This window comes from Micromonospora sp. A202 (genome assembly GCF_006715105.1).
GTDB lineage: Bacteria > Actinomycetota > Actinomycetes > Mycobacteriales > Micromonosporaceae > Micromonospora > Micromonospora zamorensis.
Window position 1 is genome coordinate 6,007,841 of the sequence record NZ_VFMP01000001.1, and the last position, 23,649, is coordinate 6,031,489.

Below are 23,649 nucleotides of genomic sequence, written 5' to 3' on the forward strand. Positions count from 1 at the left end.
GCGGGACAGCGGGCGGGGCTGCCCAGGTCGGCCGGTCGGCCGGCGGTCCGCTGGTCGGTTCGGCCGGGCGCTCCGGCGCCGCCTCGGACGCGACGTCGCTCCGGACGGGGTCGTACCCGCGGGGCGGCTCGGCGCGGACCGGCTCGTACGGGCGGGGTGACTCGGCCCGCACCGGCTCGTACGGCTGGATGGGCTCGGCGACCCAACCCGGCGCGGACTCGTCGGTGGTCGGCGGACCAGCCGGCTCGTCGTCCGGACGGGACCAGGGCGGCGCCCAGCCGCCGCCCCAACTCGGGCGGTTCCAGCTCGGCCCCGACCAGTCCGGCTCGATGGCCGACGATTCCCCGGCCCGGTGCGCGTCACCCGGGCGGGGGCCTTCGGCGGCGCGAGCCGGCTCGGTCGCGTCGGCGTGCCCGGCCGGCCCCGAGGTGCGTCCCGGTGCTGCCTGGTGCTCCGGAGCGAGCGGGTCCCGCCGGTCGCGTGACCCGGCGGCCGGTGGGTCCTCGGCGGCCAGCCGCTCGGCGTTGGGCGCGTGGAAGCCGGGCGGCACCTCGAAACCCGACGCGGCGGTGCCGACGGGCGGCACCTGGACCGCAGGCGGCGCGGAGGTGGGCAGGCCGGGCTCGGCCCAGCGGGCGCGGTGGGCGGCGGCCGGATCGGCGGCGGAGCGGTCGGGCTCGTCGACCCCCTGCTCCACACGCGGGGCGGGACGTTGGGCGGGCACCACCAGTCGGTCGCTGGCCGGCTCGGGGCGGCCCTCGACGGGCAGCCCGGGGGGTGCGCTCACCGGCGTGGGACGTCCCAATGTCGGTTCGGGGCCGGGGCGACGGACGCCGTTGGCGTCATCGGGATGGTGCACACCGTTGGCGTTGTGGCCGTTGACCCGGGTCGGCGGATCGAGGTCACTCGGCAGCCCGGCCAGCGGCGACGGCAGGTCGCCATGCCTGGTGGAGGAGGTGCGCCAGCCGGACGCGGGGTCCGGCTGCCAACGCGGCGCCTGCTCCCGGGCATCCTCGTGATCGGCGGCTCGGGGCCACCCACCCGTCGGGGGTGCCCACCCGCTGACGGAACGGCTCGGGTCGTCGTGCTGACCCGCGCCGTCACCGTGCTCTCCCGGGGTAGCGGCTCCGGGTTGACCTGTTTCACTCACCGCGCGCTCCTTGGTCGCCCCCGCTGAGGCTACCGTGTGCCGAGAGTGGCGATAAGTTACAGCGGCGGGCCATTTCCACGACGGTGGTCGCGGGCCTCGCCCGGTCTGGGGGGAAAATGCCGGCTCGTACGGAGAACTCGGAGGAACCCATGACCGCTGCGGGCAACGGTGCACAGACCGCTGGACGACCCACCCGTCTGCCCCGCTCCGCGCGTCGTAAGCAGCTTCTCGCTGCGGCGCAGGAGGTGTTCGTCGCACAGGGTTACCACGCCGCCGCGATGGACGACATCGCCGAGCGGGCCGGGGTTTCGAAGCCCGTGCTCTACCAACACTTTCCCGGAAAGATGGATCTCTACCTGGCGCTGCTCGACACGCACTGTGACGCCATCGTCGCTCAGGTGCAGGACGCGATGCACGGCACCAGCGACAACAAGGAACGGGTCAGCGCGTCGGTACGGGCGTACTTCGACTTCGTCGACCACGAGAGCGAGGCGTTCCGGCTCGTCTTCGAGTCGGACCTGCGCAACGACCCGGCGGTGCGGCAACGGGTGGAACGGGTCGAGCAGGGCTGCATCGCGGCGATCACCGACACCATCATCTCGGACACCGGCGTGAGCCGGTCGCACGCCGAGCTGCTCGCCTCCGGGCTGGTCGGCGCCGCGGAGACGGCCGCGCAGTTCTGGCTGGCCGGTGGCCGGCAGGTGCCGAAGGCCGAGGCCGAGGCGCTGGTGGCCGCGCTGTCGTGGCGGGGCATCGCGAGCTTCCCGCTGCAAGGTGAGTCAGCCTGACCGCCGACCCCGTGATCGGATAGCCTTCGCAGGGCGGTTCTTTCGCCCCAGTTGAGGAGGCACAGTGGAGGTCAAGATCGGCGTGCAGTACGCGCCGCGTGAGCTGGTAGTAGACAGCGCGCAGTCGCCGGCCGAGATCGAGCAGATCGTGACCGACGCCTTCGCCGGTAACGGCGGCACGCTCTCCCTGACCGACGAGAAGGGCCGACGGGTCATCGTGCCGGTCGAGAAGGTCGCCTACGTCGAGATCGCCGAGGCGTCGTCCCGGGCGGTCGGTTTCACCGTCCGCTGACCGGTCCGGCCATCGCGGCAGGTCGGCGTTGGCCCACCTGCCGCAGGCCGGCACCGGCTTCCCGGGCGGTCAGTTGTTCAGCCCGGCGGCGGCCATCCGCGCTGTGTGCGCGGCGGTGAGCCTGCCGAACAGCCCCGGCACGTCGACCCGGTCGCCCCGCGCGATCAGCGCGGTGATTGTGACCCGCTCGGCGGCGGAACCGGCTCGCCTGGGACAACGCCTCGCCGACCAGCCGCCGCGCCCAGATGGAGAGCCGCGTAACGGGAGTCGTGCAGGACGCCCAGCACCAGCCGCCCGGTCCGGTTCTGCAAGCACGGGACCGGGGATGCTCGACGTGGACACGAGCGCAGGCCAACGGCATCCCCCGAGGCGGATAGACGTGACGTAGGTCACAATTACTTGCCCCGCGTGGCGAGTGGCCGGGTGGGAATCGGGACGGGCGCATCCCTGTTCAGGTAGCATGGAGCAGTTGCCGTGGGCGCCGATCTGATCGAAGCTCAGCCCGCGGCGCGCGTGCGGCCCGGTCCGGCTCGGCAATCTGCCGCCGACCGTGTGGCCCGCGTCATACCGAACGCGCCCTGAGGACATGACGGGCGCACCCACGAGAGGGCACCCCCACATCCACATGAGCGACCTGACTCAACATTTGATGGACGGCCAGGAACTGGCCCCCACTGCCCCGGTTCGACCGGAGGCCCCCACGTTCGCCGCACTCGGCGCCCGCGCCGAGACCGTCGAGGCCCTGGCCGCGGCGGGCATCACCCGCGCCTTCGCCATCCAGGAATACGCGATCCCGATCGCGCTGCGCGGCGTCGACCTGATCGGTCAGGCGCCCACCGGCACAGGCAAGACCCTCGGCTTCGGCGTGCCCCTGCTGGATCGCGTCTTCGCGCCGGGCGAGGGCAGCGACGGCGTCCCCCAGGCGCTGGTCGTCGTCCCCACCCGTGAGCTGGGCATCCAGGTCGCCAAGGACCTGGCCGCCGCCGGCCGGACGCGGGGCGTCCGGGTGCTGCCGATCTACGGCGGCGTCGCGTACGAGCCGCAGATCGACGCGCTGCGCAAGGGCGTCGAGATCCTGGTCGGCACCCCGGGCCGGCTGATGGACCTGCAGAAGCAGAAGCACCTCCGTCTGGACCGGGTGCACGCGCTCGTCCTCGACGAGGCCGACCGGATGCTCGACCTGGGCTTCCTCGACGACGTCGAGAAGATCCTCGCGATGCTTCCGGAAGACCGGCAGACGATGCTCTTCTCGGCCACCATGCCGGACCCGATCGTCACCCTGTCCCGGCGCTTCCTGCGCCAGCCGATGACGATCCACGCCGGGCACACCGCCGAGACCGGTCCGTCGCCGCAGACCCAGCAGCTGGTCTACCGCACCCACTCGATGAACAAGGTCGAGGTGGTGGCGCGCATCCTCCAGGCGGAGGGGCGTGGGCTGACCATGATCTTCACCCGCACCAAGCGGGCCGCCGACCGCGTCGCCGAGGACCTCGACTTCCGCGGGTTCGCGGTCGCCGCGGTGCACGGTGACCTCGGCCAGGGTGCCCGCGAGCGGGCGCTGCGGGCCTTCCGGGCCGGCAAGATCGACATTCTGGTCGCCACCGACGTGGCGGCCCGAGGGCTGGACGTCACCGGCGTCACCCACGTCATCAACTACGACTGCCCCGAAGACCAGGACACCTACACCCACCGGATCGGTCGTACCGGCCGGGCCGGCGCGACGGGTGTCGCGGTGACCTTCGTCGACTGGGACGACATGCCGCGCTGGCGGATCATCGACAAGACCCTGGGTCTGGAGATGCCGGAGCCGCCGGAGACGTACCACACGTCGCCGCACCTCTACACCGACCTGCACATCCCGACCGAGGTCAGCGGCACCCTGCCGACGGCCGAGCGCACCCGCGCCGGGCTGTCCGCCGAGATCGAAGAGGACCTGGGCGGGACGACGCGCTCCCGTCGGGGCGACAGCGGTGGCGGCCGGAGCCCCCGACGCGGTGAGAGCCGTGGCGAGGGGCGAGGCGAGCGCCGTGGTCGGGGCGACAGCCGCCGCGACCGCTCCGACGCCGGCGCGCCGGCAGCGGCCGAGGCCGAGGCACCGGCGATCGCCGAGGCTGGCGACACCGCCGACGAAGGCACCCGTACCCCCCGCCGCCGGCGTCGCCGCCGGGCCGGTGAGGCGGTCGTGGGCGAGCCGACCGCGGTGATCTCCGCCGAGCCTGGCAGTGACGCCGAGCCGGCCGCCGCGTCCGACGGCGAGCCGTCGAAGCCGCGCCGCCGCCGGCGCCGCCGTGGTGGCGGTTCCGGTGCGGGTACGCCGGCCGAGGCGACCGCGGACTGACCCACAGCCACACCTGACATCCCCCGCACCGCCTCGCGCGGTACGGGGGATGTTCCCTTCCCACCCCACCTGCCGAAGATGGAACGATGCCGGAACCACTGGATGTTGCCCTGACCGAGGTTCGGGCGCTGCTGCTCGACCCCGCGCTGACCCGGGCGGTCGCCGCCGGACGACGCCGTGGGCGCCATCCCGTGGTGGCTCGGGCCGAACTGCGGCCGGTGCGGCTCAAGGCCGGCCCGCGACTGCAGATCGCCACCTCCGACGGCACGCGCCCGTACACCCGCAACGTCGCCCCCGGTCCGGAGGCGATCCAGGCGATCGACGAGCTGCTGGCCGAACCGTTCGGCAACTGGCACGTGGAGACGGCCGACGCGACGCTCCAACTCCGGGTGACCAAGTCCGGCGAGGCGCAGGTGCACCGCGCCGCGACGTCCCGCCCGGCGGCCACACCGAGCGGGAACGACCGGGCGAAGGAATACCTGCTCGACCCCGGTGACCCGATCTTCGCCGAGATCGGCGGCTCGGCGGCCAAACGCCGCCAGGTGGACGCGTTCCTGCGTGCCCTGGCCGCGACCCTGCCCGACGATCTGACCGGTTCGCTGCGGGTGGTCGATCTGGGCTGCGGCAACGCGTACCTCACGTTCGCCGCGTACCGCTACCTGGCGAGTCGAGGGCTCGACGTCCAACTGATCGGCGTGGACGTCCGGGAGGACCAGCGGCGACGCAACACCGAGCTGGCGCAGCGGCTGGGCTGGGCCGACCAGATCAGCTTCGTCGCCGGCACGATCGCCGACGCCGTCGTCGACCCCGCACCCGACCTGGTGCTGGCGCTGCACGCCTGCGACACCGCCACGGACGAGGCGTTGGCCCGCGCGGTGCGCTGGGAGGCACGCTGGGTGCTGGCCGCGCCGTGCTGCCACCACGACCTGGCGAAGCAGCTCCGCGCCCACCCCACCCCGGCACCGTACGAGCTGCTGACCCGGCAGGGCATCCTGCGCGAGCGGTTCGCCGACGTGCTCACCGACGCACTGCGCGCCGGGTTGTTGCGGGTGCACGGGTACCGGGCCGAGGTGGTGGAGTTCGTCGACTCCCAGCACACGCCACGCAACCTGCTGATCCGTGCCCGCCGCACCGGTGGCGAGGCCAGCGAACAGCAGAACGCGGAGTATCGCGAACTGGTGGACCAGTGGCAGGTCACACCCCGACTGGAGACCCTGCTCTCCACCGCCGAGGAACCCGCCGCCTAGCGACGGCGATCGCTGCCGCCACTGCGGTCCCGGGCACCGTTGCGCTCGCCGGCACGGTGGTCGAGGACCGATCTCCGGTCGCCGCCGTTGCGCTGGGTGACCCGCTCACCGTCGCCCAGGGTGATCGGGAAGGGCACGACCTTGCCCGCGCTCTCGGCGTTGCCGGCGGCGGCGAAGGCGTTCCAGGAGATGTCCACCAGCAGCCTCTTGGTCTCGGCGTGCCGGATGGCCGCGCTGTGCTGCAACGCCATCCGGGCACCCAGCACCACCCCGACCAGCGTGGTGGTGATCGCGCCAGTGGCGGCCAGCACCTGGAGACCGGTCGCGGAACTGGTGCGGAGCACCTGAACCAGCAGCCAGATCCAGAACGCGGCAGCGAAGACGCCGGCATTGGCAACGAAGAACAGGCTCACCGCACCAGGCTGGTACGGCTGGGGACGGCTCAGTTCGGCCATGGTGCTCCTCGGGCGGTGGTGCGCTCGGACGCGGCAGACAGGACACATGCCGGGACGGGCACCGAGCTTAGTGGAAGAACGATGGTGATCGCTTGATGCAATTTTTGGTCGGCGTCATGCTGTCGCGGAAAAGTCTCGTCCACGGGACAGATTGTGCGGTCAGTCAATTGTTTCCAGCTGTGGGCGTACTACCCTCGGAAAAGCGCATCGTCCCGGTGCTGCGGCAGGGGGAAAGACACACAGGGATGGGATCAGCCGAGGTATCACCGCAGATGGCCTTCGCCCGCTTCGTCCGGCGCGCCATCGATGACGCTCGTGACGAACGTGGCTGGACCGTGACCGATCTTGCCTCGCACACGGGCGTGGGACGCTCCACCGTGTTCCGCTGGTTGGCGGGTGACTGGCAGGATTATCCCGAGCTGGCCAAGGTACGCGGCTTCTGCGCAGCACTGGACCTACCGGTCGCTGCCGCGTTCCGCGCGCTCGGGCTGCCCGACGCCGGCCCCACCCCCCGTCGACGTCATGACGACGGCCCCGTCGAAGCCGACGTCCGCGCCATCCTGGACCGGCTGGCCGACCCAACGGTCCCCGCCGAGGAGAAGCACCACATCCGCGACCTGCTCCGCTACCTGGCCCGCCGCCCGATCCGCCGAGCCGGCTAACCCCCCGGGGCGGAGGGGCCCGGGTGGGGTTAGGGGACCGTGAGGGTGAACTCGGCGGTGTGGACTTCGGTCCCTACCTGGAAGTCCAGGTACAGGCGGTAGCGGCCGGGGCCGGGGGTGGTCAGCCAGAACTTGACCTGGCCGTCCACCAGCTCTGGTTCCGGGTGCACGTGCAGGTAGCCGAGGTCGCCCTCGCGCAACGCCACCAGATGCCCGTACGCCCCGAGGTACCGCTCCAGCTGGGCGGCGCCGCCAGCACCGTCGACCTGGAACGTCAGCGGCACTGTCGCCCCCGCCTGCGGGGTGCCCTGGTAGCCGACCGTGAACCGGTCCACTGTCGTCGAGGTGGCCGGACCCGGCAGCGAACGGGGCTGGTAGTCACCGGGCACGACCAGGTCCGCGCCGAGGGTCACCGCGGTCTGCGCGCCGTTGTCGGCGACGACGGTGAAATCGGCGTACGCGCGCCAGACCCCGGACTGCGCGAGGGTCAACGGCACCGACCAGGTGCCGTCCGCCGCCATGGTCGGGTGCAGGTGCTGGTAACCGGTCAGGTCCCGGCGGACGACGATGAGGTGCATCGGCTTGTCGTGCACGACGGCGAAGCGGGTGACGGGCCGGCGCTGCACGTCGCGTACCTGGAAGCGGAGCTGACCGGGCCTGCCGGCCGCGAACTCGGTTGTCAGGGGCGCCAGGGTGAACCCTGCTGAGCTGACCGCCAGACCGCCCGGTTCGGTGGCCGTGCCCTGATCGGTGCTCGCGGCGCTGCCGTGGTTGTGCGGCCCGGTCCCCGGTGGGTCGGTGTGATCGGCGGCCAACGACGGGCTGCCGGTGGCGGTGCCTGTCGTGTTCATCCGGCCGAGGCCGAAACCGAGCAGCACCGCCAGCACCAGCCCACCGACCACCAGCGCCAGCCGGAGCGTGCTCCGGTCCGGCGCGGCGGAGACCTGGTCAGGCACCGCCGACGCCCAGCACATGGCCCGCCTCCGCGACGGCGGTCCTACCCGTGACGTCGTGCGCGCGGGTGACGGGCTGCTGGTCGGTCATACGGCCCACGGTACCGCCGCGTCGGGGCGGCCCGGGCCGACGCCCGGACGGCGTGGCGACGGTCGCATTTGACGCCGCCCGGGAACTTTCCCACCGGCCCCGCGCTCGGCGGGTCAGCCGGCGACGGCGAGGGCGAGCGGGAGCACGTCGGGCGCACCGGCCCGGCGCAGGGCCCGAGCGACCAGCGTCATCGTCCAACCCGAGTCGATCAGGTCGTCGACGAGCAGCACCGGGCCGTCCAGGCCCGTCAGGGTGTCCGCCAGGTCGGTCGGCACGGTGAAGGTGTCGTGCAGCGCGCGTACCCGTTGGGCGCTGTTGCCTCGTGGCCCGGCCGGACCGCCCGGACCGGCCGGGACGACCTCGCCGAGCAGCGGCAGCCGGCCCACGGCGGCGATCCGCTCGGCGAGCGACCCGACCAGTCGGGGCCGTCGCCGCGAACCGACCGCGACCACCCCCACCGGCCGGCGGGGCCACGGGTCGTCGCCGTGCGCCCACGCCTTCAACACCTCCACCACCGCGCCGACGACGTCGTCGGGCACCGGCGCGTCCGGCGCCTCCGGGCCGACGAGATCACGCAACCGGCCACCCCAACCGAGGTCCGAGAGGCGCCCGACGGCACGGCCCGGCAACGCCTGCTCCGCGGGGGCGATCCGGCCCTTGAGGGGTACGCCCACCGCGTCCAACCCGGTCGGCCAGAGCTTCTTCGGGGCGATCTCCACGCCGGGGCGGCCGAGGAAGGTCTGCGCGGCGGCGAGCGCGGCTGTCGACACGTCGGCGGAGAAGAGCGGGTCGGCGCACCTGTCGCACCGGCCGCAGTCGGTCGCCCCGGTGTCGTCCAGGCGTTCCCGTAGATACCGCATCCGGCAGTCGGACGTGGTCGCGTACTCCCGCATGGCCTGCTGCTCGACGGTGCGCGCCTCGGCGACGCGGCGCAACCGGGCCTCGTCGTAGACCCAGGGCTCGCCGGTGGCGAGCCATCCACCGCGCACCCGGCGGACCGCGCCGTCCACGTCGAGCACCTTGAGCATCAGCTCCAGGCGGGTACGGCGCAGGTCGACGAGCGGTTCGAGGGCCTGGGTGGAGAGAGGGCGGTCGGGGTGCAGGGCGGCCAGCACGGCGCGCACCTGCTGCTCCGGTGGGAACGCCAGCGAGGCGAAGTATCGCCAGATGGCGGCGTCCTCGACGCCGGGCAGCAGCAGCACCTCGGCGTGCTCGACGGCGCGGCCGGCGCGGCCGACCTGCTGGTAGTACGCAATCGGCGAGGGCGGCGCGCCGAGGTGGACGACGAAGCCCAGGTCAGGCTTGTCGAAGCCCATGCCGAGAGCGCTCGTCGCGACCAACGCCTTGATCTTGTTGTCGAGCAGGTCCTGCTCGGCGGCGCGCCGGTCGGCGTCGTCGGCCTGCCCGGTGTACGACGCCACCGGGTAACCCCGGGAGCGCAGGAACTCGGCCGTCTCCCCCGCTGCCGCGACGGTCAACGTGTAGACGATGCCCGAGCCGGGGAGCTGATCGAGGTGGTCGGCGAGCCAGGCCAGCCGGTGTGCCGGGCTGGGCAGGTCGAGGACCCCGAGGCGCAACGACTCGCGATCCAGGGTGCCGCGCAGGATGAGGGCGTCGCCCAACTGCTCCGCCACGTCCTGGGTGACCCGCGAGTTGGCGGTGGCGGTGGTCGCCAGCACCGGGGTGCGCTCGGGCAGCTCGGCGAGGAAGGTGCGCAGCCGCCGGTAGTCCGGCCGGAAGTCGTGCCCCCAGTCGGAGACGCAGTGTGCCTCGTCGACCACCAGCAGCCCGGTGGTGGCGGCCAGCTTCGGCAGCACCCCGTCGCGGAAGTCCGGGTTGTTGAGCCGCTCCGGGCTGATCAGCAGCACGTCCACGGCACCGGTCTGGATCTCCGCGGTGATCTCGTCCCACTCGTCGAGGTTCGCCGAGTTGATCGTGCGGGCCTTGATGCCCGCCCGGGCCGCCGCCTCGACCTGGTTACGCATCAGCGCCAGCAGCGGCGAGACGATGACGGTCGGGCCGTGCTCCCCGCGCTCGCGCAGCAGGGCGGTGGCCACGAAGTAGACCGCCGACTTGCCCCAACCGGTCCGCTGCACACAGAGCACCCGTCGCCGGTCGACGACCAGTGCCTCGATGGCCCGCCACTGGTCCTCACGCAGACGGGCGTGGTCACCGGCCAGCCGGCGCAGCACCGCCTCGGCCCGCTCCCGGATTGCCGCCCGCTCTGCTGTCTCCACCCGGCATTTCTACCAGCCCACGCCGCAAAACCCCCACGATCAGCGGGGCACAGTGGGCCCCGCCTCCACCGCTGCCGGCGTGTCCGTCGGCAGGACGGGCAGCGGCAGGAACAGCAGGACGCCGCGGAGACCGTCGACAACCGCGAGGGGCAGCGCGCAGCGCGCGGCCAACTCCTCCATCGACGCGTACGGGCCGCGTACCCACCGGTCCATCGCCACCTGCCGGCGTTGCGCGTCGGTGAGCCCGGGCAGTGTGGCGAGCACGTGGTCGGGTACGGCGTTGATGTCCACGAGCCCGCCGTCGTCGAAGCCGCGGGGCAGGTCGGGGCGGCCGATCGCGAACTCCAGACGCGCCGAGGGATAGCGGTGCAGCAGGTTGCGCGCCTGCTCGCGGCGCACCCGGCGCTCCTCGTCGCATGCTTGGGCCGCCTGCGGCCGACCGGTGACCCGCCCCCAGACCCAGCGGTTGAGCAGGAGCACGTGCAGGGCGCCCACCAGCCAGCAGAGGCAGAGCACGCCGAGCCCGAGGAACGCCTCGGCCGCCGAGTCCTCCTTCTCCAGGTCGTCGGTGGCGATCATGAAGACCAGCAACACCGCGGTGAGGAGATAGCCGACGGCCGCGAGGCCGAGCCGTCGACTGCGGCGCCGCACCGCGTACGCCAGCATCACCAGCCAGGTGCCGGTGCCGAACGAGAGCAGTGGCAGGAGGGTGCCGGCGACGGTGGCCGTGGTGCTCACCCACGTCGGCAGCGGCTGCCGCTCCCGGCGCGACTGGTCGACCGCGAACGGGGACGGCGGCCCGGTGGGCAGGCCGGCCAGAGCGGGGTACAGCGGCGAGGGCAGATCCGCGTACGGCGGGACGGCCGCCTGGGGCAGCGGGCCCGACGCTTGAGGCGATGGGCCCGAGGCCGGGGGCGGTGGGGTCGACGCCTGGGCCGGGACGGCCTGGGCGGGCGGCGGTGCGGAGGGCGGTGCGGCCGGGGCAGCCGGATGTAAGTCGGCGGACGGGTCCGCCGGCACCCTGTTCTCCGCCTGCCGCGCGGCGGAAGCCGAAGCTGGCCACCCTGTTTCCGGAACGCCGGCGGTGAGGGTCGGGTCGGCGCGCAGGATCCGACCGTGCAACTCGCGTAACGCCTCGCCGGGCCCGATGCCGTATTCCTCCCGGAGCAGGCTGTCGATGTCCCGGTAAGCGGCCAACGCCTCGGCCTGCCGTCCGCTGCGGTAGAGCGCCAGCATGTACTGGTGGCGCAGCCGCTCCCGGACCGGGAACTCGGCCACCAACTCGACCAACTCGCCGACCAGCTCGCGGTGCCGCCCGCTTTCCAGTTTCAGCTCCGCGCGGGTCTCCAGGGCGACGGCCCGCAACTCCACCAGGCGGTGCCGGGCAGCCTCGAACACCGCACCGGAGAAGCCGGTGAACGGCTCCCCGTGCCACAGGTCCAGAGCGGCGGTCAGCTCGGCGAGCGCCTGCTCCGTGACGCCGGACTCGTGCCGCCGCCGGGCGGCCTGGACGCCCCGCTCGAAACGGACCGCGTCCACCGCCTCGGGATCCACGCGCAGCAGATAGCCGGCGTCGGTCAGGCTGAGCACCTGCCCCGGTGTACGCGGCGACCGGTCCGGCTCCAGCACCCGGCGCAGCCCGGCGACGTACTTCTGCACCACGTTGGGGCCGTTCGCGGGCGGATCGTCCGGCCAGACCGCCTCGACGATCTGCCCGGTGGCCACCGGGCGACCCGTGGAGAGCAGCAGCACGGCCAGCACCGCACGCTGCTTGCCGGGACCGAGGTCGATTTCACGGTCGGCGTACCAGGCCCGCTGAAGCCCGAGGATCTCGAAACGCAGCGTTCCTGACATGCGAATTTCCGCTCCTGACACCCCCGACGATCGCCGGACGGCAGTGCCCGGCAGCCGGACGGCAGCATATCGGCAGCGGTACCGCCGTGCCCGCCCACATCATGGTCATCGGCACAAGCCACGCAGCGAGAAAGAGAAATGTGATGACACAGGCAACGGGCAGCGCGAGCACCATCCGACGGACGGTGGGCGTGGTCACCGCCATGCTGGCCACGACCACCCTGGTGGTTGGGTGCGGGCCCAAGAGCGAACCGACCTCGGCACCGCAGAGCCGCCCGAGCGCCAGCCCGACCGTCGACCCGAAGCAGGCGCTCCTCGACGCCGTCCCGGACGGCACCGAGGGGACGTTCAAGTTCAGTGGCAAGGACTCCTCCAACACGCACAGCGGACGGGTCGACCCGGCCTCGAAGGCTGTCGAGATCAACACCACTGGCGCACCGGGCTCCGACGGCATCACCACGAAGATGTCGTTCCTGCTCATCGGTGAGGAGGTCTGGCTGAAGGCGAAGTTCAGCGGCCAGCCGGGCCTGCCGAAGTTCCCGGACAAGTGGATGAAGCTGGACCGCACGAAGCTGGCCGAGAGCGACACCATCCCGGCCTACGACGGTGCGGACCAGGGCAACGCCGGCCCGCTCATCGAGGCGGCCACCTCCGTCAAGGAGCAGAGCCCCGGGCAGTACGCCGGGGTCGTCGACGTGAGCACTGGCAACGCGGCCCAGGTGCTGGAGGAGGGCGAGGCGGCAGCGCTCGGCGAAGCTGCCAAGTCGGTGCCGTTCACCGCAGTTGTCGACGCGGACAAGCACCTGACCTCGCTGACGCTGAAGATCCCGGCCGCCGGCAAGGCGAAGGCGTACGACTACGTCGTCACCTACGCCGACTACGGCACCTCGCCGAAGATCAGCGTGCCGACCGGTTCCGCCGCGACGAAGGCGCCGGCGATGGCCTACGAGATGCTGAACGGCTGACCCACGACGCAGGAGGGCGGCGGCCACACGGGGGGCCGCCGCCCTTCAGTCGTTCATGGGGGCGTGCATCAACGGCCGAGGACCGAGCCCCCGTTGACGCCGAGGACCTGGCCGGTGACGTAACCGGCGGCCGGGCTGGCGAGATAGCGGACGGCCTCGGCGATGTCGTCCGGCAGGCCGGCCCTCCCGACCAGGGTCGCCGCGATCCGCTTCGCGTGCCCCTCGGCGGTCATCCGGTCGCCGAAGAACTCGGTCTCTGCGACATAACCGGGGCTCACCACGTTGACCGTGATCTGGTCCGGGCCGAGCTGAGCCGCCAGGTCGTACGCCCAGCCGTGCAGGGCCGCCTTCGCCGCCGAGTACGCCCCGCCGCCGCCGCGCTGGGCGGCGATCGAGCTGACCAGGATCACCCGCCCGCCGGGGCGACGCAGTGCCGGCCGCAACGCCTCGGTCAGCAGTACGGCGGTGAGCACGTTGGCGTCCAGGTTGGCCCGCCAGTGTGCGGCGGCCCCGGCGAGGGTGCCGGTGTCCCCGCCCAGGTAGCCGCCTGCGTTGTTGACCACCACGTCGACCGGCCGACCGTCGACCGCCGCGAGCACCCGGTCGAGCTGCTCCGGGTCGGTCAGGTCGGCTGTCACCGCGTTGACGGCGTCGGCCCGACCACACTCGGCGGAGATCCGCTCGGCAGCGGCCGACAGCACGTCCGACCGCCGTCCGACGATCAGAACGTCGTACCCGTCCCGAACGAGCGCCTCCGCAACGGCGACCCCGATCCCGGTCCCACCCCCACTGACAACAGCAACCCGAGAGTCCATCTCCCCAGCCTCCCCCTCCGCGACAACACCCCGTCGATCATGAAGTTATCGCCATCCGCCACGGCGTGTCGTGGCTATAACTTCATGATCGACGGGGGCAGAAGGGGGGTTGGGGTTGGGGTCAGCGTGGGGGGCGGAGGGTGCGGGTTAGGTGGGACAGGCGGGGGGCCAGGCTCGTCAGGCCTCCTGGGAAGAAGTAGACGGCCAGGATGAAGACAGTGCCCAGGACGAACAGCGGTTGGCTCAGCGGGTGGCTGAGGACGGCCGGCAGGTTGTCCACCGCGTCGCTCGTGCCGAACGCGGTGAGCCGGTGGTCCAGGTACATGTAGAGGACACCGCCGAGCACCGGCCCCCACCGGGTGCCCGGCCCGCCGAGCACCACCATGACCAACAGCGACAGGGTCAGCTCGGAGGACGTGATGTGCGGCGACGCGCCGCCGACGATGAGGACGTAGACCACCCCGCCCGTCGACGCCAGCCCGCCGGCGAGGGTGAACGCCACCAGCTTGTAGCGGTACGGGTCCAGCCCGAGCACACCGATCCGCCGCTCGTCGTCACGCAGCCCGGCGAGCACCCGACCGGTCGGGGAACCGCTCACCCGGTGCACCACGAAGACCACCAGCGTCAGGTACGCGAGCGCCAGCCAGTACAGGTTGACGGTGTTCGTCACCCCCACCAGCCCGGCGGGCAGCCCGGACACGTCCAGCGGCAGACCCTCCTCGCCGCCGGTGAGCCCACCGAAGTCCCGGGCCACCAGGATCGCGCCGACCTGGGCGAAGGCCAACGTGACCATGGCGAACGCGATGCCCACGGTGCGCAGCGCCACCGCGCCGAGCAGCGCGGCGAGGATCGTCCCGCCGGTGATGGTCAGCAACGCCGCCTGCCACAGCGGCAGACCGGCCCGGGTGATGAGGATGTCGGTGCCGTACACACCGGCCGCGAAGTACAGCGCGTGCCCGAAGGAGAGCATGCCGGTCCGGCCGAAGAGCAGGTCGTACCCGGCCGCCAGACCGCCGAAGATCAGGCAGATGGCGAGCAGTTGCAGGGTGCCGGGCGAGTTGACCGGCCCCTCGAAGATCCCCGGCAGGGAGATCGTCGAGTACGGCAGGATCGCCAGCACGACCAGCGCGACCAGCGGCAGGAACGGGCGGACCCGGTGCCACCGCCCCCGCTGCGGGGTCAACTCGTCGGGCACCTGTGCGGGAGGCGCGTCGATCACCGTCATGCCGTTGCCACCTTTCCGGCGATGCCCTGCGGGCGCAGCAGCAGCACCACGGCCAGCAGCCCGACCACGCAGATGTCGCCCAGCCCGGACGTGCCGTAGTAGTTGACGAACTGCTGCACCAGGCCGACCACGACCGCCGCGTACGCGGAGCCGACCACCGAGCCCATCCCGCCGATCACCACCACGATGAACGCGAAGATCAGCAGCGAGCTGCCCTGACCGGGCGAGACGGTGCCGAAGTAGACCCCGCCGAGCGCACCGGCGAGCGCGGCGGCCGCCCCACCGATCGCGAAGACCAGCGTGAACGCCTTGCGTACGTCGATGCCGAGGGCGGTCACCATCTCCCGGTTCTCCACCCCGGCCCGGATCACCAGTCCGTACCGGGTCCACCGCAGGAACGCCAGGATCGCGCCGAGCACCAGCACCGCCGCGATGATCAGCAGCAGGCCGCCGTTGGGCACCTGCGCGCCGAGGATCCCGGTAACCTGCCGAGTCCAGTCGGGACGCGGGAACGGGCGTGCGTCCGCACCCCAGGTGGCCTGCAACAACGCCACCCCGGCCAGGGACAGGCCGACGGTCACCAGCACCTGCTCGATGGTGCGGGAGTAGAGCGGGCGGATCAGCACCAGCTCGACCAGGATCGCGACCAGCGTGCCGGCGGCCACCCCGAAGGCGACAGCGAGCACGAAGCCGAACCCGTCGGAGCCCGCGCCCGGCAGGTTGCCCGCCGCCCACCAGGTGCCGTACGCGCCCACGCCGAGGAACAGCCCGTGCGCGAAGTTGAGCACGTCGGCCAGACCGAAGACCAGGGACAGGCCCGACGCGACAAGGAAGTACAGCGCTGCCAGGCCCAGCCCGGTCAACGCCAACAGAATCACGGTCCCCATCAGTGGGACACCTCCGCCGAGCCGACACCCAGCAACGACTTCGTCAGCGCCGTCTCCAACAACAGTTCACGGGCGTCGCCGGTCCAGGCCACCTTGCCGGCGGCCAGCACCACCGCGTCGCGGGCCAGTCGGCGTACGACGGCCAGGTTCTGCTCGACGAGCAGCACCGGCACCGACTCCGCGACCCGTTCCAACACCTCGGCCACCTCGGTCACCACCTTCGGCGCCAACCCCTTGGTCGGCTCGTCGACCAGCAGCAGCCGGTTGTCGTTGAGCAGCACCCGCCCGATCGCGAGCATCTGCTGCTGCCCGCCGGACAGCGAACCCGCCCGTTGCCGTCCGCGCCGGTCCAGCTCCGGGAAGAGCGCGAAAACCTTGTCGTACGCCGGGCTGGTGCCGCGCCGCTCGGCGAGCCGCAGGTTCTCGGCGACGGTGAGGCCGGCGAACACGCAGCGGTCCTCGGGCACATAGCCGAGCCCACCGCGGACCAGCCGGTGCGTGCGCTGGGCCAGCAGGTTCTGCGCACCCATCCGGATGGTGCCGCGGACCTCCCCGGCGGGCGGGGTGAGGCCGACGATCGCGCGCAACGTGGTGGTCTTGCCGACGCCGTTGCGACCGAGCAGGACGGTCACGCCGGTCGGGGCGACCGCGAAGGACACCCCCTGGAGGATGTGCAGCCCGGAGATCCGGACCGACAGGTCCTCCACAGTGAGAACTGGTTCCATCAGGCCCGCGCTCACAGCGACTCCCCCAGGTAGGCCTCTTGCACCGTGGGGTTCGCCATCACCGTCTCCGGGGTGTCGCAGGCCAGCAGCGCGCCGTGGTGCATGACGGCGATCCGGTCGGCCAGCTCCAGGATGACGTCCATGTGGTGCTCGACCATCAGCACCGCCCGGCCGCTGTCGCCGGTCAGCGACTTGATGACGGCCACCAGTTCGGGGATGTCCTCGGCGCTGACGCCGGCCATCGGTTCGTCCAGCAGCATCACCCGCGGTTCACCGGCGAGCAGCAGGGCGATCTCCAACTTGCGCTTCTCGCCGTGGGCCAGGGTGCCGGCGAGTGCCGTACCCCGGTGGGCGAGACCGACCCGGTCGAGCGCCGCGTCGGCGGCGGCGGCGACCTCCCGGTCGGCCGCCGCCCGCCGCCACAGTGCCATCGAGCCCCCGCGGTGCGCCTGCACGGCGAGCCGGACGTTCTCCCGCACGCTGAGCGAGCCGAAGACCGAGGACGCCTGGAAGGTACGGCCCAGTCCGAGGCGGGCCCGCCGGTGCGGCGGGAGCGCCCCGATGTCCTGACCGTCCAGAACTATCCGGCCCTCCGTGGCCCGGCGCAGGCCAGTGATCAGGTTGAACAGTGAGGTCTTGCCGGCGCCGTTCGGCCCGATCACACCCAGGAACTCCCCGGGCGCGAGGTCGAGGTAGACGCTGTCGACGATGGCGACCTCACCGATCCGCCAGGTCAGACCGCGGGTGGCGAGCATGGGTCAGCCCTTCATCGCCACGGCCGGTGGCGCGGACTCGTCACCGGTGAGGCTCTTCTGCGCGGTGGCCGTGAACTCGGTGCCGCTGCCGGTCAGCTTGGCCTGGAACATCGGCTGGAGCAGCGCGTGGTCGGCGGCCCGGATGGTCATCTTGCCCTTGACCCCGTCGAAGCTCCAGCCCTCCAGGGCGGTGACCATCTTGTCGACGTCGTCCCCGCCCTCCTGCGCCGCGCGGACCACCATCTGGGCGGCGGCGAAGCCGTCCGGGTGGAACAGGTCGATGGTGGTGACCTTCGCCTTCAGGGCCTTGCTGGCCTCAGTGTCGCTGGCACCGTCGAAGTAGTGCGACAGGAAAGAGATCTTGGCGCCAGCGGTGCCGAAGGTCTGCCACGAGGCGCGGATGTCCAGGCCCGTGACGACAGTGGTGGACGAGAGCACGCCCTGCTGGTCGAGGGTCTGCCACATCGCCGGGGCGGTGGTGCCCGCCCAGGCCACAAACAGCAGGTCCGGCTTCGCCGCCTTGATCTGGCTGGCGAACGGGGTGAACTCGGTGGCGCTGGCCGGCGCCCGGACACTGCTCACGGTGGCGCCCGCGCTGCCGATGACGGCCTTCACGGCTGCCTCGTTGGCGTCACCGAACGCGCCGTCCTGGGCGAAGACCACGACCTTCTTGCCGGCCGGGTCGCCGATGAAGGACTTGGCGGTCACCACGTCCTGGTAGGACTGCCGGCCGGAGCGGAACGTGTACTTGTTCGCGCCGGTCACCGCGTCGGTGGCGGCAGGGCCGGAGATGAACAGCACCTTGTTCTGCGCGGCGATCGGCGCGACCTGGAGCGCCACGCCCGAGGCGGTGGAACCGGCAATGATCTTCGCGCCCTTGCCGATCAGGTCCTTCGCGGCGGAGACCGCCTTGGCCGGGTCGCCCGCGTCGTCGACCTCGGTCAACTCGATCTTCCGGTCACCGACCTTGCCGGTGCCCTTGGTGGCGAAGTCCAGCCCCGCCTTGAAACCCTCGATGTACTGCTTTCCGTAGCTGGCCAGGGCACCCGACTGGGAGTACACCAGGCCGACCTTGACCGGCGCGGCGTTGTCGCCGCCGCCGGTGGCGGTGTCCTGCGGGCTACCACAGGCCGTGGCGGCCAGCGCCGCGGCCATCATCGTGGCGGCGGAGAGGAACACCCGCCGCGTCGTCCGGACCGTCATTGCGACTCCACATGAGGACTCGGAGGGAGAGAACTTCTTCGTGACGGCTCACGCTAGAAGTGACGTCACCCACGAGCTATGTGGCGGAAACACACAAGTAACAGGAATGAGGTGGCCGGGGGTTACAACGGGCCGCACGGTCACCGGAGAGCCGGCGCTCCCGGTGGCCTGAACCTCCACGGACCACCCGAGGTCTGTGTCGCCTCGCCCCATCTGCCCGGCTCGGTAAGGTGCAGGGCCCGTCGTGGCCGGCCGGGCGCGGACACCGCCAACGACCGCCGACTAATCATCGGTCAGCAGGGCCGGGGCACCTACGTGGCCGAACGACCCCACCCCGGCAACCCACCAACTGACCAACGAGGGCTCCAGCGCACCGAATCACGCGTCAGCGCTGCGCCTGTGTCAGATTATGGACTGAGGACGGCGCGACGACCAATCACCAGGGAGCCGTCGGCGCTGCTCACTGGGCGTTCCCCCGAGCAAAATCCGCTCCGAGTGCCCCCTTCGCGGACAGCAGACCCAACAACGCAGCGCTACCTTCTCATGACCGGAAGTGAGCGATGCGGGGAGGGCCGTTGTCCAACAACGACGAATTTTTCCGGTCGAAGAAGGCTGCGGCTGTGCTGAAGCACGGCATCCTCAAGCGCTATCCCGTGGTATTCGCCTCCAAGACAGGGCAGGGGAACCCGATCGTCTTCCTCGACGGCTACGCCGGCAGAGGCGAGTACGACGGCGGAGAGCCCGGGTCTCCGCTGCTGTTGACCCGGTGCGCCGAGTTCGTCCAAGGCTTCCGCGACGTGCTCGCGTTCTTCGTCGAGCAGGATCCGGACAGCTACGCGAACCTGGAGCAGGTGCTCCGCGATAAGGGCGGGGCGGTTCGACGTGAACTTCGCCAAGGCACCCTCGACCAGCACCTGCCCGAGGTGCTGGCCCGAGCGAAGGGTGCCTCGCTCTTCGCCTTTCTCGATCCCTTCGGTCCGGCTCTCGACTTCGATCTGATCCGGACGCGGCTGCTCGGGCGCCCGAGTTGGCCGCCGACCGAAGTACTGCTGCATTTCAGCGTCTCCACCGTGGCTCGGATGGGACGTGCCGTCCACGTCGCCGAGCATCGATCGGGTGGGCTATCGGAGAGCGACCGGAGGACCGCCGCACGATTGGATCGGTTCCTGGGTGGCGGCTGGTGGCGCAGCTATTTCGCCGAGGTGTCGGATGCGGGCGATGACCAGCGCGCCACGGACGTCGCACTCAGGGTTGCGGACAGGTACGCCCAAGATCTCACCCAGGGGTCCGACTACCAGGCGGTGCAGATGCCGGTGCGTCCACGCCCCGGTCTCGCCCCGAAGTACGTCCTCGCCCTGTTCACCACCCATGGAGAAGGTGCCTGGCATTTCGCCGACACCCTCGGCAAGGCTGGCGTCGAATGGGAGGAGGCGTGGGTCCGGGAACAGATCCGCCGGGGCGACCACGTGGCCGAGACGCTGTTCGGCGACGGTCCTGTCTTCGACGCCGAGCAGTACAAGGCCGAGAACGCCCCGCGCTGGTCAGGTGCGATCGAGCGAAACATCATCAAGGTGGTCGAACGGAACTCTACGATCAAGATCGTCGATCGCGTGCCAGAGATCTACGGTGACGTGCTCGGGCATGCCTGGGCACCACACGTACGACAGGCCGTCAAGTCGCTGCATCGGCAGGGCCGGATCAGCAGCCCCGGCACGGGTGACTTCTGGAAGGAAGTCCTCTGGCGGCCTTGAGCTGGCGCCCCACCCGCGGCAGCCCCCTATGCCTGCACGAGTAGGCGCGGGGCCGGCATCTCATCCCACGTCCGACCGTCGAGGTGCCGGCCGCCAACCTTCGGCGTACGCCCGCCCCACTGCTTGAAGAAGAAGGCGGTGCCAGCAGCCGCGCACTGATCCCGGAGGTCACGCACCCACGCCGGATCCATCGCGCGGCAGCCCTGCCCCGACTCGCCCCCCGCGATCAGCCAGTCGATGCCGTCGAGATCCAGGTCGACCAGTGGCCCCAGCAGCGGCTCAGCCGAGATGAAACGTACCGCAGCCGGCACGTCGCGGAGCTGGGCGACCCGCCCCCGATGAGTGTGGTCCTCGACGCTCACGCCCATCCAGACGTTCGCCGGCCAGTCGATCTGATGGGCGACCTTCGCCAGCCTGGAGGCGCGCTTGGTGAGCACCTGGAAGGTGTGCCTCGGGGTCTCGCGCATGACGGCGAACACCCGTTGCACGTAGGTGAGAGGCACCCGGGCGTGGAACAGATCCGACATGGAGTTGACGAAGACGGTCCGGGGGTCACGCCAGCGACGAGGAATATCGAGAGCATCAGGGTGAAGGGCGACGCCGAAACCCGGGCCGGAGGTGCGCGGGTCTCCGTCCGTCTGATACTTAATCGAGCCCATCGCCTTGAGCCGCTTGGCCAGAGTCATCGCATAGCAGTTGTCGCAGCCCGACGAGATGCGGTCACAACCGGTGGTGGGGTTCCAGGTTGCTTCCGTCCACTCGATGGCGCTTTTGTCCGCCATGCGCCCCTCCTTCCACTCGACGGGCCAATACTGTCGAACAACCGTACGCATGGGAAGGGTTGCGCGGCGTGTCGGCCCGCCATCTTCGCTGGCTACGAGGCCGCCAGCCAGGCGCCGGCAAGCACGCAGGACAGACTGCGCGCCAGACCGATTGAGACCTGCGCGTCCGAAGATCATTCGAAGCTTCACCGATGTCGTTGCCTCGGCCCACCGCGAGACGGCACCATCAAGGAATCTGCTGCCGCAGACCCTCTCGGCTCATCAAGATTCTGCTCGATCGATCGAGGGCGATCCTCGAAGCGAGTGCGATTCGTTTACGGCATCAGCTCCATAGCGTCCGCGAGGCGTTGCCCGCGCACGCGAGGCCACCTGCTCGCACCCGCGACACACCTGGCCCCTGTCGACGAACACGGTGCCGACCTCTCCGGCTCCGTCTGCCACTACATCACCCAGAAGATCCGCAGCCAACGCGTTCCCCGGAACAGAAGCATGAGAGACCCAACCCGAAACGCGGACGCGGGACAGATCAACTGACAGGACCGGCCATCAGCTACCGGCTGGTCTCTTCGGAAGCGCGCCTACTTGGAGGTCAGCTGCTGCGCCAGCCGATCCAAGCCCCCCTTGATCAGCTGCGCGTAGTCGTCATCACCAAGTGCGCCGATCCCCGCCTGCGCACGTTGGAGGCACTCGCGGGCGCGGCCGAGATCGCCCAGCTTGCGGTAGCACTCGCCCAGATTGAGATGCAACGACGGATACAGACCAGCCACCGACATCGGCACCCCAGCCTGCGCAACCCGATCATCGGTGAGCAAGTCAGCCGCCGCCAGCGCTCGCTGATCCCAGATCAACTCCTGGTGGGCGTCGTCCTGCACATCGGCCATCGAGTGCGCGAGGACGCAAACATGCAAGGGATCGCCTTGCTCACCGCCGATCTCATCCCAGATCTGCGCAAACAAACCGCGAGCAGCTTCACGCTGACCTTGATGATGATGCAACTGCACCCCTTGGTTGATGCGGGCGAGCGTCTCATCTGTGATCATCAGCTGCTCCTGCACGGCTCATCTGGCGACGACGGCGGGAATCGTACTTGCCTCAAGACCATCGGCAGAACACCCCGATACCATCGCCGGTCCGCCTGACGTATCCCGCCCCCGATGCCGCCGGGCGTGATCGGCCCGGCGGTCGGCTCGGAGCGGATCAGCTCCCAGCCGAGGCCAACCGGCGGGGGAAACCCGCCGAGGGGCGGACGGTGTCAGCGCGCAGAGAGCCCGGCTAGGGCGGCGACGGCGGTGTCCGGATGGCCGCTGAAGACGCCGTCCAGGCCCAGGCCGAGGAAGAGTTCGTACTCGGCGGTGATGTCGCCGCGCGCGTTGGGGTCGGTGCCGATCCGGAAGTCCACCGGGAGGAACTGGTTCTCCGCGCGGAACGTCCAGGAGTGCACGAGCAGCCGCTCACGGTGCGCGTCGCGCACCACGTTGGTGGGGGCGAGCAGGGCACCGGTGGCGTCCCGGGGCACGAGCAGGTTCTTGTTCGCCCCGATGCCGTCGGCGTACCCGGCGATCCACTTCAGCCCGGCGGGCGTGACGAGGTCCTGGTAGCCGCGCGTGTCACCGGCGACGGTGAAGTCGTACGGGCGGCCGGCGGCGTCGAGCAGTTGGACCAGCTTCACGTCGGTGATCCGGCTCAGCTTGCGCAGGTTGGCCGTCTCGAACGACTGGATGAAGACCGGCGAGTTCCTGCGGTCCAGCTTGTTCTGCCGCAGCACCCGCAGCAGCGGCTCCTCCAACGGCAGGCCGACCGACGTGAAGTAGGTCGGGTGCTTGGTCTCCGGGTAGATGCCGATGGTGCGGCCCCGTGTCCGCCCTTCGGTCCGGGCCAGGTCGATGACCTCCTGGAGGGTGGGCACCTCGAAGCGGCCGTCGAACGCGGTGTTCGCCACCCGGACCTGCGGCAGTCGTTCCTTGGCCCGCAGCGTCTTCAGCTCGGCCAGTGTGAAGTCATCGGTGAACCAGCCGGTCACGGCGACACCGTCGATGGTCTTGGTGGCCTTGCGGGCCGCGAACTCCGGGTGCGTCGACACGTCGGTGGTGCCGGAGATCTCGTTCTCGTGCCGGGCGACCAGGACGCCGTCGGAGGTGGACACCAGGTCCGGCTCGATGTAGTCGGCGCCCATCCGGATCGCCAGCCGGTACGCCTCCAGGGTGTGTTCCGGCCGGTAGCCGCTGGCACCTCGGTGACCGATCACGATCGGCCGGTCGTTCGCCCGGGTGCGGTCCACGCCGGTCGAGGGCTCGGCGGCGGCGATGGTGGGCACGGCCATGGCGGCGGCGGCGAGCAGCACGCCGGCCAGGCCGAGGGTCGAAAGGGTACGTCGCAACGCCGTCTCCTGTCGTGGGGGTGAACCGCTTCAGGAGACCGCCCCGGATTGGCCGGCAGTTGGTCGAGGGTTGGCCGGGAGGTGAATCTCCGGAATG

Annotated in this window: 20 protein-coding genes; 7 read left to right on the forward strand and 13 right to left on the reverse strand. The window is 71.1% G+C overall.

The genetic code is table 11. The annotated features are described in order from the left end of the window. Positions 1–1,299 precede the first annotated feature (1,299 nt). The 4 genes from FBZ33_RS27835 to FBZ33_RS27850 all read left to right on the forward strand — a co-directional run bounded on the left by FBZ33_RS27835 (position 1,300) and on the right by FBZ33_RS27850 (position 5,815). Positions 1,300–1,938, forward strand: a complete 639-nt coding sequence (locus tag FBZ33_RS27835) for a TetR/AcrR family transcriptional regulator (protein WP_088950287.1) — start codon at positions 1,300–1,302, stop codon at positions 1,936–1,938. A gap of 64 nt (positions 1,939–2,002) precedes the next feature. After that, entirely contained in the window at positions 2,003–2,230 is a 228-nt protein-coding gene (locus FBZ33_RS27840) for a DUF3107 domain-containing protein (protein ID WP_088950288.1), read from the forward strand. A gap of 625 nt (positions 2,231–2,855) precedes the next feature. Continuing rightward, positions 2,856–4,568: a DEAD/DEAH box helicase gene (locus FBZ33_RS27845; protein ID WP_141911233.1), complete on the forward strand. Its 1,713-nt coding sequence runs from the start codon at positions 2,856–2,858 to the stop codon at positions 4,566–4,568. A gap of 86 nt (positions 4,569–4,654) precedes the next feature. Next, entirely contained in the window at positions 4,655–5,815 is a 1,161-nt protein-coding gene (locus tag FBZ33_RS27850) for an SAM-dependent methyltransferase (RefSeq protein WP_141911235.1), read from the forward strand. Here FBZ33_RS27850 and FBZ33_RS27855 read toward each other — a convergent pair. Next, entirely contained in the window at positions 5,812–6,270 is a 459-nt protein-coding gene (locus tag FBZ33_RS27855) for a hypothetical protein (protein WP_141911237.1), read from the reverse strand. The two genes, FBZ33_RS27850 and FBZ33_RS27855, sit on opposite strands and share 4 nt — an antisense overlap. A gap of 245 nt (positions 6,271–6,515) precedes the next feature. On the opposite strand from FBZ33_RS27855, the gene FBZ33_RS27860 reads away from it, so the two are divergent. Then, the gene (locus FBZ33_RS27860; RefSeq protein WP_088950292.1) at positions 6,516–6,932 is read left to right on the forward strand and encodes a helix-turn-helix domain-containing protein; all 417 of its coding nucleotides are present in this window, start codon (positions 6,516–6,518) and stop codon (positions 6,930–6,932) included. 29 nt (positions 6,933–6,961) lie between these two features. On the opposite strand, the gene FBZ33_RS27865 is transcribed toward FBZ33_RS27860, so the two are convergent. The 3 genes from FBZ33_RS27865 to FBZ33_RS27875 form a co-directional block, all read right to left on the reverse strand. Beyond that, positions 6,962–7,906 (reverse strand): hypothetical protein, encoded by a 945-nt coding sequence (locus tag FBZ33_RS27865; protein ID WP_185755426.1) that lies wholly within the window; start codon positions 7,904–7,906, stop codon positions 6,962–6,964. 183 nt (positions 7,907–8,089) lie between these two features. After that, entirely contained in the window at positions 8,090–10,213 is a 2,124-nt protein-coding gene (locus tag FBZ33_RS27870; protein ID WP_141911241.1) for a RecQ family ATP-dependent DNA helicase, read from the reverse strand. 39 nt (positions 10,214–10,252) lie between these two features. Beyond that, positions 10,253–12,067, reverse strand: a complete 1,815-nt coding sequence (locus tag FBZ33_RS27875; protein WP_141911243.1) for an AfsR/SARP family transcriptional regulator — start codon at positions 12,065–12,067, stop codon at positions 10,253–10,255. A gap of 143 nt (positions 12,068–12,210) precedes the next feature. On the opposite strand from FBZ33_RS27875, the gene FBZ33_RS27880 reads away from it, so the two are divergent. After that, positions 12,211–13,032 (forward strand): hypothetical protein, encoded by an 822-nt coding sequence (locus FBZ33_RS27880; RefSeq protein WP_141911245.1) that lies wholly within the window; start codon positions 12,211–12,213, stop codon positions 13,030–13,032. 68 nt (positions 13,033–13,100) lie between these two features. Here FBZ33_RS27880 and FBZ33_RS27885 read toward each other — a convergent pair whose 3' ends face one another. The 6 genes from FBZ33_RS27885 to FBZ33_RS27910 all read right to left on the reverse strand — a co-directional run bounded on the left by FBZ33_RS27885 (position 13,101) and on the right by FBZ33_RS27910 (position 18,642). Next, a complete protein-coding gene (locus FBZ33_RS27885) occupies positions 13,101–13,847 on the reverse strand; it encodes an SDR family NAD(P)-dependent oxidoreductase (RefSeq protein WP_141911247.1) in 747 nt (248 codons plus the stop codon). Between the two features lie 121 nt (positions 13,848–13,968). Further along, positions 13,969–15,072 carry a branched-chain amino acid ABC transporter permease gene (locus FBZ33_RS27890; RefSeq protein ID WP_141911249.1) on the reverse strand — a complete coding sequence of 368 codons (1,104 nt, stop codon included), beginning with the start codon at positions 15,070–15,072 and terminating at the stop codon, positions 13,969–13,971. After that, the gene (locus FBZ33_RS27895) at positions 15,069–15,959 is read right to left on the reverse strand and encodes a branched-chain amino acid ABC transporter permease (protein ID WP_088950297.1); all 891 of its coding nucleotides are present in this window, start codon (positions 15,957–15,959) and stop codon (positions 15,069–15,071) included. Before FBZ33_RS27895 ends, FBZ33_RS27890 begins: the two co-directional genes overlap by 4 nt. Beyond that, positions 15,959–16,684, reverse strand: a complete 726-nt coding sequence (locus FBZ33_RS27900; RefSeq protein ID WP_172862113.1) for an ABC transporter ATP-binding protein — start codon at positions 16,682–16,684, stop codon at positions 15,959–15,961. The genes FBZ33_RS27895 and FBZ33_RS27900 overlap by 1 nt, the downstream gene beginning before the upstream one ends. A gap of 11 nt (positions 16,685–16,695) precedes the next feature. After that, positions 16,696–17,439, reverse strand: coding sequence for an ABC transporter ATP-binding protein (locus FBZ33_RS27905; protein WP_088950298.1), 744 nt, complete (start codon positions 17,437–17,439; stop codon positions 16,696–16,698). A 3-nt stretch (positions 17,440–17,442) separates the two neighbouring features. After that, positions 17,443–18,642 carry a substrate-binding domain-containing protein gene (locus tag FBZ33_RS27910; protein WP_088950299.1) on the reverse strand — a complete coding sequence of 400 codons (1,200 nt, stop codon included), beginning with the start codon at positions 18,640–18,642 and terminating at the stop codon, positions 17,443–17,445. 575 nt (positions 18,643–19,217) lie between these two features. Here FBZ33_RS27910 and tcmP point away from each other — a divergent pair. After that, positions 19,218–20,393 carry a three-Cys-motif partner protein TcmP gene (gene tcmP / locus FBZ33_RS27915; RefSeq protein ID WP_141911251.1) on the forward strand — a complete coding sequence of 392 codons (1,176 nt, stop codon included), beginning with the start codon at positions 19,218–19,220 and terminating at the stop codon, positions 20,391–20,393. A gap of 26 nt (positions 20,394–20,419) precedes the next feature. Here the strand turns inward: tcmP and FBZ33_RS27920 are convergent, their stop codons facing one another. The 3 genes from FBZ33_RS27920 to FBZ33_RS27930 form a co-directional block, all read right to left on the reverse strand. Beyond that, entirely contained in the window at positions 20,420–21,175 is a 756-nt protein-coding gene (locus FBZ33_RS27920; protein WP_141911253.1) for a DUF5131 family protein, read from the reverse strand. A gap of 578 nt (positions 21,176–21,753) precedes the next feature. Beyond that, positions 21,754–22,215: a tetratricopeptide repeat protein gene (locus FBZ33_RS27925; RefSeq protein WP_141911255.1), complete on the reverse strand. Its 462-nt coding sequence runs from the start codon at positions 22,213–22,215 to the stop codon at positions 21,754–21,756. Positions 22,216–22,427: 212 nt separating this feature from the next. After that, positions 22,428–23,552, reverse strand: coding sequence for a glycerophosphodiester phosphodiesterase (locus tag FBZ33_RS27930; protein WP_141911257.1), 1,125 nt, complete (start codon positions 23,550–23,552; stop codon positions 22,428–22,430). Positions 23,553–23,649: the final 97 nt, after the last annotated feature.